Origin of the sequence: [Clostridium] saccharolyticum WM1, from assembly GCF_000144625.1 — a bacterium.
GTDB lineage: Bacteria > Bacillota > Clostridia > Lachnospirales > Lachnospiraceae > Lacrimispora > Lacrimispora saccharolytica.
In genome coordinates this window covers 1,923,497-1,938,156 of sequence record NC_014376.1, presented here as the reverse complement: position 1 = coordinate 1,938,156, position 14,660 = coordinate 1,923,497, and the positions used below count along the sequence as shown (strand labels likewise).

Here is a 14,660-nt window from a genome sequence, read left to right as displayed (position 1 = left end):
TTATATTCCCCATCGCCTAAGCCAAAAGAGCGAAGTTTCATGAACTCCGCTCTTTTTACCATGGAGCAGGTAACGGTTATAGGAACCTGGCCTTAACCCTTACTTGATTCAATCAAGAATTGTAACCCCATCAATTAATTCCTTTTCAAATTCCACTCTATGATGCTTTGTGTATAATCCAGGCATCCCCCCTGTATGAATCATGATGATCTTCTCACCTTTTTTAATCTTCCCTTCCTTCATCATATCAATGATTGCGGCGAAACATTTTCCTGTGTAACACGGATCAAGTAAAATGGCTTCTTTTTCAGCCATCAGACGCACCGCCTCCCTGACTTCCCTTGAAGGAAGGTTATATCCTCCCCGGACATAATCTTTTTCAATATTAAAATCTTTTAACCCAGCGTTTATTTTCATTCCATATGCTTCTTTTACTCTGTCAAACAGCTTAACAATGCTCTGCTCTTTGTTATGATCAAACGGCATAATCGCTACACCGGTTAATTGCAGTCCGGAATTTTCATTATTAAACCCGCAGTACAGACCCATGTAGGTCCCCAGACTGCCTACTGCAGTTATGACCCGTGCATCACCGATTCCCATGGCAGCCGCCTGGCTGGTAAGCTCAACCGCACATTCATAGTAACCAAGGATACCGTTATCATCGGAACCGCCAAGGGGTATATAATAAACGGTTTCTCCCTGTGCTTCATATTTTTTGATGGTATTATTAACCAACTCTTTATACTGTACCGTTGATGGACGTCCATCATCTTTTTTTATGATTACTTCAGCACCCATTAACCGGTCCAATAGTAAGTTTGCCGACAATTCACCAGGGTAATCCCCGATCGCAACAATCCCGCACCTCATATTGTATTTAGCAGCCACAGCAGCCGTTAACCGGCCATGATTTGTTTGTACTCCGCCCTCCGTAATGAGCATTGTGGCTCCTTTGTCCAGCGCATCCTTTAATATATACTCCAGCTTACGAAGCTTATTGCCTCCCATACCAAGACCAGTCATATCATCACGCTTAAGATATAATTGGATTCCCAACTCATCTGAAAGATTTTTAAGATATTCCAAAGGAGTGGGTAAATTCAATATTGAGACTTTCTCCTGACCTAAAACCATCACCATACCTCCTGATTTCAATAGACGATGAATCTGCCTTTTGGGCTATGACAGCCGTTCTAATACCTCATTGAGGTTTAAGGTTTTGGTTCCATCTTCAAGAATAAAGAAGGGAATTCCAATGCCGCCGTTACTTTTTACCGCCTCAAATGCCGGTTCTGTTTCACGAACTGCAAGGTACGCCTTTAAATCCTTTAAATCTGCCGATAAATTTTTGAAATCCACGCTGGCCTTCATGGCTATCAGTTTATTTAATGCATACAGTGTATCCGGGCATAAGTGACTTCCAATGATTGTAATCTTCATAATGATCCTACCTTTCTTTTAAACTGTAATATCTGTATTTTCAACCAATTTTTCGTTGTTACCCTTTAAGCGGTTATGAATCCACTGTTTCCCCTCAACCATTCTGGCTACCATCATGGAAGCAATTGCATCACCGGATGCATTGAGGCAGGTAGCCGCAGGATCAAACAGGAAACCTAACGTTGCAATTAACGGAAATGCCTCCGGCGGAAATCCGAAAAGACCCACGATGAGCATTTCACCTACCAGACCTCCTCCCGGCGCTCCGGACAATACAAATGCAGATAAAATCGCTACAACAATTGACATGGCATACGTTCCAACACCAGCAAACGGCTGATTAAACACTCCAAACAAAAATGCAATCTTAACAATCGAAGATAATACCGATCCATCCATATGCATGGTTGCTCCCATGGGAAGAACAATTTCTCTGATATCCTTTGGAACTCCCATTTTATCACAGGCATCCAGATTTACCGGCAGAGTAGCCATTGAGCTTTGAGTTGCAAAAGCCGTCAATGCAGGGGTGGGAACAAATTTCAGCATACGGCGAATCCCTTCTTTACCGCCTGCCATATAGGAATACAGGGGAAAGAATACAACCACATAAATCAGGCAGAGCGGATAATACAAGATCATGGAACGTCCGTAATCACCAATCAGGCTCGGTCCAAACTCCCCTACCAAGTTTGCAAAATATGCACCCAAACCAATGGGAGCAAATTTCATGATTAAATTGACCATTTTCATGATGATATTATTTAAGTTTGCAAGCATTTTTCCAACAGGGCTTTCGTCACCCCCGCAGGCACTTACACAAAATCCGAACATAACAGAAAAAATAATCAATGGAAGCATGTTCTTCCGGCTTAATAGATCCGGAAAATCAGAAACCGTGAGAGCGCCGACAATCATGTCACCAACGGCCGCAGATTCCCCCACTTCCGCTGCCCCCATTGCAATCGTCGTGTTTGCCGCAGGCGGAAAAAGGTTCACCGCAAACAGGACAAGGACAGCTGCAACTGCACCAGTACCGATAAAAACAATAATAAGATTTACTAAAATGCTTCCCAGTCGTTTCATATTTACCATGCTTCCCACGGCACTGGAAATAGAAACCAAGACCATCGGCACAACTATTGTAAACATCAGGTTAAGGAAGATATCGCCAAGCGGCTTAACAATTGCAGCTTTCTCTCCTGCTACCAGCCCAAAAACTGACCCGATCAAAATTCCCAATACCAACAGAATAGGAAACCGATAGCTTTTCCAAATTTCACTTCTATTCATAAGTACACTTCTCCTTTTCACCCCATAGTTTTGACTCTAAGTGACTTTCCATAGTTCTCTGACTCACAGACGATTTACAGCGGCCTCCAGCCGTTCCATGGCTTTAACAAGAATGCTTCTTGAACAGGCCGCATTCAGTCTCATAAAACCTGAAAGGCTGCGGCCAAAGGTATAGCCTTCATTTAAGCCCAGCTTTGCTTCTTCGATCATGAATTTTCTTAATTCTTCATTATTCATACCCAATTCCCGGCAATCCAGCCATACCAGATAAGTGGCATCCGGTACATTGGGTTTAATTTTAGGAATGTACTTTTCACAATAGTCTTTGATAAAATCAAAGTTATCAGACAAATAGGGGAGCAATTGCTCCAGCCACTCTTCCCCTTCAAGAAACGCCGCCTCCATCGCCACCGAGCTGAAGGCATTATTCCTGTGAATGTCTAAATTCATCCAGAACTTATCAAATGCTGCCTTCATATCCAGGTTGGGAAAAACGTTGGTTGATGCCTGCAATCCTGCAAGATTGAATGTTTTAGTACCTGATATGCAGCTAATGACATGATCTCTGGCCTTGTCTGATATCATAGCTGTGGGAATATGCTTTTTGCCATGGAATACCAGGTCTGAATGTATTTCGTCAGAAACCATCAGCACATCATTGGCATAACAAATTTCAAACATCTTCAGCAGCTGCTCTTTCGTCCATACAATCCCAAGTGGGTTATGAGGACTGCACAGAAGAAAGATCTTCACCTTTGGATCTTTTGCCTTTTCCTCGAAATCGGCAAAATCAATGGTCCATTTCCCCTCCTGTTCAACCAGTTGATTTTCTACCACCGTTCTCTCCCACGCTTCGGTAATATCATAAAATTCCGAATACACAGGAGTCTGGATCATAACCGAGTCTCCCTTATTGGTAAACACCTTGACAATGGAAGATAATGCAGGTACCACTCCTAAGCTCCAGCTTACTTTTTCCTTGTCAATCTTCCAGCCGTGTCTGCGGTACTGCCAGCCAAGTATTGCATCAAAATAAGAATCAGGCCGATAGGTATATCCCCAGATTCCTTCCCTGGCCTTTTCCACGCATGCATCAATGATCGGCTGTGCCGTCTGGAAATCCATATCTGCAACCCATAGAGGAATCACATCCATGGTACCAAACTTTTTTTGCCTCTCATCATATTTTCCCGCGCGGTTTTTGCTTCGGTCAATAACGATGTCAAAATTGTATTTCATATGAAGCTCCTTTCGGTTTTATACTTTTATATAGAGCAATAAGCGTGCCAACTTTTTATCATCAAGAGGTTAAAAAAATAAAAACGTAGAAAAGAGCCTTTATTGCTGACTTTTCTACGTCTATTTTTTTACTAAGCCTGGGGGCGTTTCAGTGAGAAATGAAACTTTTCTTTTTTGATCATTTTCAGGTTGTTAATTGGTCGTTATTGGGTTGTTAATTGTTTTATATATGGTTACCCTCAGGCTGTCTTTATTCATTAACCGGTGATCCAATCAACTCCTTTTTTCGTAATACTGCTTCCGCCTCTGCCCTTTGTAACTGTTACGTAGCCGTTTTCTTCTAATCTGCCTAATATTTTGCGCACCTGAGGCTGGGTTAACCTGATTTCACGCATCTGAGCCTCCTTAAGAATTTTTTCCCGTCCAATGGATTGTCCCGAACGTTCCGCTTGATAAAGAAGTTCCAGAATTGCCCGTTCCTGTACCGTGGGTAAATGCGATTCATTTTTACACTGAGACAGCTTTTGAAGGACAGGTATATTCTGATCTGCATCTTTTCTTTTATCCACTGCTTCTCCGTTTTTATCGATGCAAAAAACCGGAGGCAGATCATCGATCGTTATCACGGTATGACCGGTAAAACATAAATATTCCACGACATTACGCAGCTCCCGTATATTCCCGGGCCATTTATATTTACGAAACAACTCTTTGATATCCTCACTTAAAAGGAATCCTCCCCCAAGTTCTTTCCGAAAACGATCCAAAATTAAGAATACGTCTTCTCCTCTCTTCCGAAGCGGCGGGATCAATACCGGCAAGGCATTCAGTCTGTAATAAAGGTCCTGCCGGAAAGTTCCTTCCGCCACCTTTTGTTCAAGCTCTTCATTGGTTGCAGCAACAATACGCACATCAACATGAATGATTTGATTTCCTCCGACCCGCATGATTTCCCGTTCCTGCAAAACACGAAGAAGCTTTACCTGTAAGGCAGGACTCATGCCTTCCACTTCATCTAAGAACAGCGTCCCCTGATGGGCAAATTCAAACAGGCCTGGCCGTCCACCCTTTTTAGCACCTGTAAAAGCACCTTCCTCGTAACCAAACAGCTCACTCTCCAATAAATTCTCCGGCATAGCAGCACAGTTGATCGCTACAAACGGTTGATCTCTGCGCTTTGAAGCATTATGAACGGAGTGTGCAAACAGCTCCTTACCGGTTCCGGTTTCACCAATTAACAAAACCGGAGATTCCGTAGAAGCCATTTTATTTAAAATAAATTTAGTCTTTACTATGGATTCGGATGTCCCAATCACATCATCAAAACAATATTTAGCCCTATGCCCCTGGCCTTTTTTCATTAACTGAACCCGCAGTTCGTTCTGACGGCGCTCCATCTCATTAAACTTCTGCAATATGGCAAACGCACCAACGCAAGCCTCCCGCCTTAACACAGGACGCACGTAAAGGCTGACCAGATTTCCCGCAACTCTTACAACCTGGGGACTGGTCTCCTTTTTCTCCTCCAAACATTTCCGGAATGGGATATAGGGAAACACTTCTTCTCCCACGTTTGAAATACTGAGATTTTCCGGAACCCGGGTGATATCAGCCGCATTTTTGTTGACCGCATATATTTCTCCGTGCTCATTCACCGCGATGACGCCCTGGTCCAGCACCTCCATGAGAATATCAAACTGACTTTCCAGTCTCCTGGAACGGTTAAACATCTGGTCAAAATAATAGGTATTGGTACATACAGACTCCTGATACTGTTTAAACTCCACCTCTTCAAGCAGATCGTCAAAACCAAGCCGGAACGCAGCTTCAATCATTGTATCGGAAGAACAGGTTCTCTGTCCCAGATTGATAATTGTGGGAATTCCCCTGGGCACATAACGCTCTTCATCCGGTGTAACAGCAATCTCTGCTGTATCAGTCAGCTTGCTTCCCGGCGCATAGAGGATAAACTTTAAGTGGGTAATTCCCAGTTGTTCCAGCTGCGTCACCGCTTCCCTTGCCATAACCTCAGTGATATTCACATAAAGAACTTTCGTCCCCTTTGGGATCTCTTCCAAACGGCGTACCGCTTCCTTTAAATAAGTAACCTGAATTTCCATCCGTTGTGCTTTCGGCGGAATATACCGGCTTGGATCTCCCATGGCATCAAACGCATCCGTTGAACCCATATACAAATCGCAAGGCTCCATATTTGCTGCCGTTCCATCCATCATGCTGTAGTTACGTACCACCGCCCGTTCCCCAAATACTGACCGGACCTGCTGGGCATATGCTTTTCCCGCAAAAGGGTCTAATGCAATTACCGCAATACTTTTTTTCATGCTTTCCCTTCCTGTGACGACAAAAAATCCAATATCATCTCACGATTCTTTCTCCTGTTGTCACAAGTATAACACAATCAAAAAAGCTGGTAAAGCCACTAAAAAATCGTCCGGCGGGAAGGGAGATATTTACCGTGCATCAGCTTTCTCTATGACAGCGTCACCGGTGGTTTTTATCTTTTAAAAGAATAATAATAAGTTCTCCCATTTTCTGTCAGCCGTCGGATATCCACTTGAAAAATATCACGGATACAGCTATGGACCCTGGGGGCGGAAGCTTCCTCAAAAGCAACCACTCTCCCATTTTCCATCACAGCTAGCCGGTCTGAGTAATTAACAGCCAGATTAAGATCATGCAAAACCAGAACAATGGTTTTGCCCAGCTTTCTGTTTAAATTGCTGATAAGCTCCATAATTTCATAGGACACATGAATATCAAGATATGTTGTGGGTTCATCGAGAATAATAACCGGCGTATCCTGAGCCAGCACCATGGCAAGAAAGACGCGCTGACGCTCTCCCCCGGAAAGCTGTCGTATGTTTTTGTTACGGAACGACTGGCAGCAAGTCATTTGCATGGCATATTCCGTCATCTGTTTATCCTGATAAGAGGAGAAACGGATGGGAGACTGATGGGGATATCTTCCTGCCATTACCGCATCTTCCACTGCCATATCCGGTATATGGCTGCTTTGAAGCAGCATGGATACGTTCCTGGCAAACTCTTTCCGCTTCATGGCTTTGATCTCTTTATTGCCCAGAAACACCTTCCCTTTATCTGGATGCAAAAGCCGGGAAGCCAGCTTTAGCACCGTGCTTTTTCCGCATCCGTTGGGTCCGACGATGGTGGTTATCTTTCCTTTTTCAAAAGTTAAGTCCATCTCACGAATCAGCGGCTGCCTGTTATAAGAATAAGTCACATCCTCAAGCCTGATCATAATTTCCATCATTCCTTCCGCCTGTTTTTAAGAATCAGATAAAGAAAAAACGGCCCTCCTATAAAGGACATCAAAATGCCTACCGGAAGCTCATAGGGCAGGAATACAGTTCTGGCCAGCAGATCGCACAAAATAACAAACATGCCTCCGGTCAGGGCACTGGCAGGAATCACGAACCGGTTGTCCTGTCCGATCACCAATTTCACTCCATGAGGAACCAGAAGGCCTACAAAACCGATCATACCGGCAAAGCTGACGGCTGCACCGGCAAGGATGGCGGCAATGGCCAGGTAGGCACACCGGCAGGCATTGACATTCATGCCCAGGGCTTTTGCATTGTCTGCGCCCAGATTTAGAATGTTCAGGCCCTTGGAACCAAGCTGTGCCATAAGAACACCTGCGGCAATAAAAGCCGAAGGATAGACAAGAACATTTGGAGTAACGAAGGAGAGACCTCCCACCAGAAAATTTCCTGCACCAACATAGGCATCCGGGTACAAAATCATAACCGTATTCATTCCTGCACTGAACATACTGTTGACCGCAAAGCCTGTTAAAACCAGCAGGACCCTTGACAGTCTGCCGGTCATGGCAATGGCCAGTACCAGCAAACAGGCAAGGAGAGCACCGGAAAATGCCGATAATGGCAGGGCAAGAGGATCTGGGGGCAAAAATGCCGATGCAAGCAGAACCAGTAACCCTGCTCCTGCATTTACGCCTATAATATTAGGACTTGCCAGAGGATTGTTTAACACGGACTGAATGATTGCGCCGGACACTGCAAGTGCACTTCCTGCAAGGAGGGCGGCTGTCACCCTTGGCAGCCGGACCGTAAGAAGGATCCGGTATAAAAAATCATCAGGTTTTCCTGCGGCCAAAGTTGCAAGGAGTACCGCCGGCCGGATGTTGCTGGCTCCAAGGCACAATCCCAGCAATACGGACACCGCCAGTCCTGCGGTTGATAAAAAGATGAGCAGCCGGGCTTTGTTATTTCTTTCCATAAAGAATCTCCGAAAGGTATTGATAGCTTTCTCCCCACTTTTCATTGGGTTTATATAGAAACTTTTCCTTTGGCAAAAGGATGTATCGGTTGTTTTTTACGGCAGTAAGGCCATTCCATGCCGGATTCTTTTCGATACTTTCTTTTAAATTTTTCATGGCAAGAGCATCATCATTTCCCATGGGGATCACAAAAATAAAGTCAGGGTCCTCCTTAACAATGCATTCCATGCTAAACTCCTTTAACAGACTTTGGTTTTCATCGGCTATATTTTTACAGCCTAAGTCATTTAGCATGTTACCTGTCATGGTTTTGGAATTCTGGGCCACCGCTCCGCCGGAGTAGGTAATGAGAAGCAAAACAGAAGGCGGCTCCTGAGCTTTTGTACCGGAAAGAATTTCTTCAATTTCTGATTTTACAGCCAATCCTTTTTTCTCATACATCTCCCTCTTCCCGGTTATTTCCGTACAGGTTTTCAGCATGGAAAGATAATCTTCAAAATAGGTCACTTTAAAATAAGCTGTCGTAATCCCCGCCTGTTTTAAAACTTCTTTCAAGGCCGTATGTTCCTTTGTTTCTGATGACAGTATGACAAGATCAGGAGCTATGGCCATGATTTTTTCTACATTGGGGCGGTTGTATTTTCCCACAGAAACGGTTTCCTCTGAAAGTCCCAGACCTCTTTCATCAAATGCGTCGTCCGTTACGCCGGCAAGGCTGCCTCCGGCTGCCTGCCAGACCTCCGCAAAGCTCCCCATCAAAGCCACCACACGCTCCGGATTCCGGACCGTCACCTCCTGCCCAAGCGCATCCGTAAAACAATAACCCTTCCCAGCACTGGCAGCCGGTTTCTCTGTCCTGACGCCGCATCCGGCAAGGATATTTAATATCAAAAGAAAGATTCCTGCATAGACCATCATTTTATTTTTCATATTCTCTTGGCACCTTCTTTGCATCTTTGTTTTCCGTAAGCGCAATAGCTGTCTTCCGCCATAAAATCGCCGTCATGATAATATCCTGCCCGCGCACGGCATCCTCCGCACTCTTTTCCATAAATGCAGTCACGGCATGTCCCTTTGTACTCCCGTGTGCGAAGAGTTTTAAACAGTGGGCTGTTTTTCCAGATCTCATCAAACGGTTCTTTGCGGATATCTCCTGCTTCCTCAACCATGTAGGCGCAGGGCCGGACCTTTCCCACGGGATTAACCACACAATAGGAAAGACCGGCTAAACAGCCTCTGGTAAATCGGGTTTCTACCTCCAACTCCCTTGCCACCCTTGTAAACTGAGGGGCACAGGTAGGCTTGATATCAATGGGAACCTCCTTCTGCTTCTTCATAATGATCTGCAAAAGCTTTTCATACTCCATGACTTTCAGCGAGGTCTCTTCCAGAAATCTTCCTCTGCCAACCGGAATCAGGAAAAACAAGTAATTGGCCACAGCTCCTGATTGCATACCGAAATCTATAATCGCTTCCACTTCCTCCTGGTTCCAGTCCATGATCGTGGTATGGATCTGAAAGGGCAAGCCGGCCTTTTTACAATTTCCAATCCCCTCTAAGGTCAGCCGGTATGCATTTTCATCTCCCCGGAACTTATTATGCTTTTGTTCATCCAGGCTGTCAAGACTGATTCCCATAACCGCAGCTTTGCACTTTTTCAGCCTGATGGCCGTCTCCTCCGTGATCAGCATACCATTGGTGCCAAAAACAGGCCGAAGTCCCGCACCTGCCGCATAAGATACCAAAGTAAAAATATCCGGACGCATCAGCGGTTCCCCTCCGCTGAATATCATAATCCGAAAACCCGCTCTGGCGATTTCATCAATCAGCCGTTTGGCTTCTTCCGTTGTTAATTCATCTGTCTTTTTATTACCGGCATCCTGGTAACAATGCTTGCATTTAAGATTACACTGATTTGTTGTCATCCATGAAACGATCATATGCTTTCTCCTTGTACTATTTTTAAAAACCATTTAATTCATCATAATTGCCGCATCCCTTTTTCATACCAAATTTTTATAAAATTTACCGGTATAATGGGAATAATTACTGCCTGCACGATTTAATCCAATTCCAGGACCAGTAATTTACTGCTAAGATCGTTCAGCGGTTCATAGATAGGTTCTTCATTGAGCTATTCATAGAAAACAGGCGTTATTTAACAGAATTTAATAAAAAATATCAATAACCATTCTACATGCGTTGTAATTACAACAACCAAATGGGAAATCATATGTTATGATAAACATATTGAAAAACCCAGACTGTTATCACAAATAGAAAGGAAGAAAAATGGATCATTATATAAAAGCTACCGACACCATTTATGATATAACTGAAAAATACCCCGAAACAATCGGATGGTTTGTTACAAATGGTTTTGAGCATTTAAACAATCCCATAATGCGTAATTCCCTTGGAAAGACCGTCACTCTGGAAATGGCTTTATCCATGCGCAAGCTCAATCAGGCGCTTTTCATAGAAAAACTGGAAGAAATCATTAAGCAGAACGCCCCGGATCTCACTTCCGGTCTTACACCTACCAGAAAAGAGGAAGGCGGTGACATCCGCATGGAAGGCGTACTGCCCTGTCCCATCCGTCTTCCTCTTCTGGAGAAATTCGAGGCCTGGATGGCTTCCCGGAAAGATTCCATGGACTATAAGGTAGACTACAACTTAAAATCTGCCAACCTTGGACTGGATGACGTGAAAGAACGGATCATTGCCGCAGACGGCAATGCTGATGCCTTGTCAGACCTTTATCTATCCGCCGGCTTTGATTTATTCTTTGATAAAAACCTGATGGGACGCTACCGGGATCTTGGTACCTTTGAAGATATTTCTGATATGACGCAAATAAATCCTGATTTTGACAATGACACCATTTCGTTAAAGGACCCAAGGAACCAGTATGCCATCATCGGCATTGTTCCGGCGGTGATCATGGTTAATACTGCTGCTTTAGGAGACCGTCCTTTTCCCGAGAGCTGGGCGGATCTAATGAAGCCTGAATTTGAAAACAGCGTCAGTATGCCTATGAAGGATTTGGACATGTTCAATGCATTTTTGCTGCATATCTACCGGTATTATGGAGAAGAGGGCATAAAAAAAATGGGGAAAGCTCTTCTGCGCAGCATGCATCCGGCCCAGATGGTTAAATCCCATATTTCAAAGGATGGAAATAAAGTTCCTGCCATTACAATTTCTCCCTACTTTTTTGCCAGCATGGCGGATGAAAAAAGTCCTCTCCGCCCCGTATGGCCAAAGGATGGTGCCATTATAAGCCCCATCTTCCTTTTGGCAAGAGCAAAGAACAGGGAGAAGGTCAAGCCATTTGTAGACTTCCTTTATTCTAAGGAAATAGGCGAAATCCTTTCCTCCAACGGAAAATTCCCTTCTACCAATCCACTGGTAGACAATCACTTGAAACCGGATCAGAACTTCATGTGGCTTGGCTGGGATTATATTCACAGCCATGATATCGGAGAGCTGATTAAGACTACAGAACGGCTGTTTTTTCAGGCAGCAGTAAAGGAGGCTTTATGAATCTGATTATTGTTTCAGGCCCTCCTTCCTCCGGGAAGACGTCTGTGATTTTAAAAACCATTGCTTCTTTTCAGAACAGAAATATAAAGGTGGGTGTTGTTAAATTTGATTGTCTTTATACCGATGACGATGCCGCCTATGAAAAAGCCGGTATACCGGTAAAAAAGGGGCTTTCCGGTGCCCTGTGCCCTGACCATTTTTTTGCTTCCAATATTGAAGAGGTGGTAAATTGGGGCAATGGGGAAAAGCTGGATCTTCTCATCACAGAATCTGCCGGTCTCTGCAACCGCTGTTCTCCTTATTTAAAGGAAATCAAGGGAGTCTGTGTCATTGATAACCTTTCCGGCATCAATACTCCAAAAAAAATCGGCCCCATGCTAAAATCCGCTGATTTTGTGGTGATTACAAAAGGGGATATCGTCTCCCAGGCAGAACGTGAGGTGTTCGCCTCCTGTGTAAGCTCCGTAAATCCTCGGGCCGTCACCATGCATGTAAACGGACTGACCGGGCAGGGAGCTTACGAGCTGGGAAGCCTTCTCTATGATGAAAACCAGAACATTGAATCTGTCCAGGGCATGCAGCTTCGCTTTCCCATGCCTTCCGCTCTCTGCTCCTACTGTCTTGGAGAAACAAGGATCGGAGAAGCATTTCAGATGGGAAATGTTAAAAAAATTAATTTGGGGGCAGATAAGACATGATGGAATTAAGCTTAGACCAGCTTCTTAAGGAGTATCCCTTTGTAATTGCGTATTTTGAACAGAATAAGCTGGACATTGCCGGTTACGGGGATAAGACCTTTCAGGAGTTTTTAGAACATTTTACGGAGGAGGAATTGGAGGACCAGGCCATTGACAAGGATAAACTTCTGTCAAATCTTCCTGTTTACTTAGAACAGATGCGTGCATTTCTGGGCCTTGAAAAAAACAACCGGGTCCTTTCCATGACAATCCTGGCAGGATATGACAAATCCGGTAACCCGGAAGGTTTCACAGAACTTACGGTGGAGACCTCCCAGATCATTTCTATCGTAGGGCCTACCGGATCCGGGAAAAGCCGCCTTTTGGCGGACATCGAATGGGCGGCGCAAAGAGATACACCTACCGGCCGCAGCATTTTGATCAATGGAGAGAAGCCGGATAATAAATGGCGTTTTTCCTCCAATAACCGTCTGGTGGCACAGTTATCCCAGAACATGAATTTTGTCATGGACCTTACGGTAGAGGAATTTTTAAGAATGCATGCCGTAAGCCGTCTGGTAGAAAACCCGCAGACTGTCATTGAGCAGATCATCCTGGCCGCCAATCACCTGGCAGGAGAAAAATTTGACTTGACCACACCTGTTACCAGCCTAAGCGGAGGACAATCCAGAGCCCTGATGATCGCAGATACCGCTATTTTAAGTGCTTCTCCCATTGTTCTCATCGATGAAATCGAAAATGCCGGTATCGACCGCAAAAAGGCACTTGAGCTGCTGATCTCTTCCGATAAGATCGTGTTAATGGCAACTCACGACCCTCTTCTGGCACTAATGGCAGACAAAAGAATCATTATTAAAAACGGCGGAATCAGCAAAGTTCTTCATACCAGCCTGGAAGAAAAGCTCTTGTTAGAGGAGCTTGAAAAAATGGATTCTATGATACAAACTGCACGTCAGGAACTGCGAAAGGGAAGCGCCTTGTCTTCAAAGACCCTGGTCATGGAACATAATCCTGAGAACAGATAAAAAAGAATCCTGTTTGGCAGCGGAGGTGCCAAAACATTCGCTGTCAGACAGGATAAGTGCTCTTTTTAAATCCAATCATTGATTTACGATGTTCCCAGGCCGGCCATTCAAATAAGACTTAAGATTATCCACTGCAATATTCATCAGTCTCTGTCTCGTTTCTTTTGGCGCCCAGGCGATATGGGGGGTAATAATACAGTTTTTTGCTTTCAGCAGCGGATTATCTGCTTTCATAGGCTCCACAGATACTACATCAACCGCAGCACCGCCGACTTTGCCGCTGTTTAATGCTTCCATTAAATCCGTTTCTGCAATAAGGGGGCCTCTGGAACTGTTAAGGATCATAACATTGTCTTTCATCTTAGCGATGGTCTCTTTATTGATGATCCCGAGGGTACTAGGAAGAAGGGGGCAATGAAGGGATATTACATCTGAATTTGCCAGAAGCTCATCAAAGTCTGCATAACGGCAGGTTTCTGATTCCATGCTTTCATTTCTGTTTCTTGAAAAGGCCAGAATGTTCATTCCCAATGCCTGGGCAATTTTAGCCGTAGCCTGCCCGATCCTTCCAAAACCAATTATTCCCATGGTCTTTCCCGCCAGCTCTGTCAAAGGGTAATTCCAAAAGCAAAAATCCTTACTTTTTGTCCAGTCCCCTTCCATGACACATTGGGAATGGGCTCCAATGTGATGGCACAATTCCAATAAAAGTGCAATGGTAAACTGAGCAACAGCCTCTGTCCCGTAAGCAGGAATGTTTGACACCGGAATCCCCTTTTCCTTTGCAGCCTCAATATCCACCACATTGTAGCCGGTAGCCAGCACACCGATATACTTTATAGAAGGACATGCCTCCAATGTGGACTTACTGACAGGAGTCTTGTTGGTATAGACGATCTCTGCATCTTTGATCCTCTCTGCGATCAGCTCCTCAGGCGTCCTGTCATATCCCGTAACCTCTCCCAGTTCTTCCATCCCACTCCAGGACAAGTCTCCCGGATTTACTGTATATCCGTCTAATACTACGATCTTCATATTACTTATTCTCCTGTCCTGCTGCTGTATCCTCTTTTGGATTCATTTTACCACAGCGTATTAGAAGGGGCAATATTAAGTGCATCTGTAAATTTTCCT

The 14,660-nt window shown here is 44.5% G+C and carries 13 protein-coding genes; 3 read left to right on the top strand and 10 right to left on the bottom strand.

Translation table 11 applies throughout. The features are described from left to right. Positions 1 to 108: 108 nt before the first annotated feature. From CLOSA_RS09110 to nirJ2, 9 genes are all read right to left on the bottom strand, one after another. Positions 109 to 1,137, bottom strand: coding sequence for a 1-aminocyclopropane-1-carboxylate deaminase/D-cysteine desulfhydrase (locus CLOSA_RS09110; RefSeq protein WP_013272474.1), 1,029 nt, complete (start codon positions 1,135 to 1,137; stop codon positions 109 to 111). Between the two features lie 45 nt (positions 1,138 to 1,182). Then, positions 1,183 to 1,443, bottom strand: coding sequence for a glutaredoxin (locus CLOSA_RS09105; RefSeq protein ID WP_013272473.1), 261 nt, complete (start codon positions 1,441 to 1,443; stop codon positions 1,183 to 1,185). 18 nt (positions 1,444 to 1,461) lie between these two features. Beyond that, positions 1,462 to 2,736: a dicarboxylate/amino acid:cation symporter gene (locus tag CLOSA_RS09100; protein ID WP_013272472.1), complete on the bottom strand. Its 1,275-nt coding sequence runs from the start codon at positions 2,734 to 2,736 to the stop codon at positions 1,462 to 1,464. A gap of 63 nt (positions 2,737 to 2,799) precedes the next feature. Next, entirely contained in the window at positions 2,800 to 3,975 is a 1,176-nt protein-coding gene (locus CLOSA_RS09095) for a MalY/PatB family protein (protein ID WP_013272471.1), read from the bottom strand. Between the two features lie 257 nt (positions 3,976 to 4,232). Further along, positions 4,233 to 6,317 carry a sigma 54-interacting transcriptional regulator gene (locus tag CLOSA_RS09090; protein WP_013272470.1) on the bottom strand — a complete coding sequence of 695 codons (2,085 nt, stop codon included), beginning with the start codon at positions 6,315 to 6,317 and terminating at the stop codon, positions 4,233 to 4,235. A gap of 173 nt (positions 6,318 to 6,490) precedes the next feature. Continuing rightward, a complete protein-coding gene (locus CLOSA_RS09085) occupies positions 6,491 to 7,267 on the bottom strand; it encodes an ABC transporter ATP-binding protein (RefSeq protein ID WP_013272469.1) in 777 nt (258 codons plus the stop codon). Further along, a complete protein-coding gene (locus CLOSA_RS09080; protein ID WP_013272468.1) occupies positions 7,264 to 8,256 on the bottom strand; it encodes a FecCD family ABC transporter permease in 993 nt (330 codons plus the stop codon). The genes CLOSA_RS09085 and CLOSA_RS09080 overlap by 4 nt, the downstream gene beginning before the upstream one ends. Beyond that, positions 8,243 to 9,187 carry an ABC transporter substrate-binding protein gene (locus CLOSA_RS09075; RefSeq protein ID WP_013272467.1) on the bottom strand — a complete coding sequence of 315 codons (945 nt, stop codon included), beginning with the start codon at positions 9,185 to 9,187 and terminating at the stop codon, positions 8,243 to 8,245. The genes CLOSA_RS09080 and CLOSA_RS09075 overlap by 14 nt, the downstream gene beginning before the upstream one ends. Further along, a complete protein-coding gene (gene nirJ2, locus CLOSA_RS09070) occupies positions 9,184 to 10,197 on the bottom strand; it encodes a putative heme d1 biosynthesis radical SAM protein NirJ2 (RefSeq protein ID WP_013272466.1) in 1,014 nt (337 codons plus the stop codon). Before nirJ2 ends, CLOSA_RS09075 begins: the two co-directional genes overlap by 4 nt. 352 nt (positions 10,198 to 10,549) lie before the next feature. Between nirJ2 and CLOSA_RS09065 the strand changes: the two genes are divergently transcribed. Genes CLOSA_RS09065 through CLOSA_RS09055 form a run of 3 tightly spaced genes read left to right on the top strand, consistent with a single transcriptional unit; the run spans position 10,550 to position 13,526 of the window. Next, positions 10,550 to 11,803 carry an ABC transporter substrate-binding protein gene (locus CLOSA_RS09065; protein ID WP_013272465.1) on the top strand — a complete coding sequence of 418 codons (1,254 nt, stop codon included), beginning with the start codon at positions 10,550 to 10,552 and terminating at the stop codon, positions 11,801 to 11,803. Beyond that, positions 11,800 to 12,501, top strand: coding sequence for a GTP-binding protein (locus CLOSA_RS09060; RefSeq protein WP_013272464.1), 702 nt, complete (start codon positions 11,800 to 11,802; stop codon positions 12,499 to 12,501). The genes CLOSA_RS09065 and CLOSA_RS09060 overlap by 4 nt, the downstream gene beginning before the upstream one ends. Then, positions 12,498 to 13,526, top strand: coding sequence for an ATP-binding cassette domain-containing protein (locus CLOSA_RS09055; RefSeq protein WP_013272463.1), 1,029 nt, complete (start codon positions 12,498 to 12,500; stop codon positions 13,524 to 13,526). The genes CLOSA_RS09060 and CLOSA_RS09055 overlap by 4 nt, the downstream gene beginning before the upstream one ends. 75 nt (positions 13,527 to 13,601) lie before the next feature. On the opposite strand, the gene CLOSA_RS09050 is transcribed toward CLOSA_RS09055, so the two are convergent. After that, positions 13,602 to 14,561: a D-2-hydroxyacid dehydrogenase gene (locus CLOSA_RS09050; RefSeq protein ID WP_013272462.1), complete on the bottom strand. Its 960-nt coding sequence runs from the start codon at positions 14,559 to 14,561 to the stop codon at positions 13,602 to 13,604. Between the last annotated feature and the right edge of the window lie 99 nt (positions 14,562 to 14,660).

Bases quoted from the DNA above. Each gene is read 5' to 3' on its own strand.
- CLOSA_RS09110 (WP_013272474.1), bottom strand. From the start codon at position 1,137: ATGGTTTTAGGTCAGGAGAAAGTCTCAATATTGAATTTACCCACTCCT.
- CLOSA_RS09105 (WP_013272473.1), bottom strand. From the start codon at position 1,443: ATGAAGATTACAATCATTGGAAGTCACTTATGCCCGGATACACTGTAT.
- CLOSA_RS09100 (WP_013272472.1), bottom strand. From the start codon at position 2,736: ATGAATAGAAGTGAAATTTGGAAAAGCTATCGGTTTCCTATTCTGTTG.
- CLOSA_RS09095 (WP_013272471.1), bottom strand. From the start codon at position 3,975: ATGAAATACAATTTTGACATCGTTATTGACCGAAGCAAAAACCGCGCG.
- CLOSA_RS09090 (WP_013272470.1), bottom strand. From the start codon at position 6,317: ATGAAAAAAAGTATTGCGGTAATTGCATTAGACCCTTTTGCGGGAAAA.
- CLOSA_RS09085 (WP_013272469.1), bottom strand. From the start codon at position 7,267: ATGATGGAAATTATGATCAGGCTTGAGGATGTGACTTATTCTTATAAC.
- CLOSA_RS09080 (WP_013272468.1), bottom strand. From the start codon at position 8,256: ATGGAAAGAAATAACAAAGCCCGGCTGCTCATCTTTTTATCAACCGCA.
- CLOSA_RS09075 (WP_013272467.1), bottom strand. From the start codon at position 9,187: ATGAAAAATAAAATGATGGTCTATGCAGGAATCTTTCTTTTGATATTA.
- nirJ2 (WP_013272466.1), bottom strand. From the start codon at position 10,197: ATGATCGTTTCATGGATGACAACAAATCAGTGTAATCTTAAATGCAAG.
- CLOSA_RS09065 (WP_013272465.1), top strand. From the start codon at position 10,550: ATGGATCATTATATAAAAGCTACCGACACCATTTATGATATAACTGAA.
- CLOSA_RS09060 (WP_013272464.1), top strand. From the start codon at position 11,800: ATGAATCTGATTATTGTTTCAGGCCCTCCTTCCTCCGGGAAGACGTCT.
- CLOSA_RS09055 (WP_013272463.1), top strand. From the start codon at position 12,498: ATGATGGAATTAAGCTTAGACCAGCTTCTTAAGGAGTATCCCTTTGTA.
- CLOSA_RS09050 (WP_013272462.1), bottom strand. From the start codon at position 14,561: ATGAAGATCGTAGTATTAGACGGATATACAGTAAATCCGGGAGACTTG.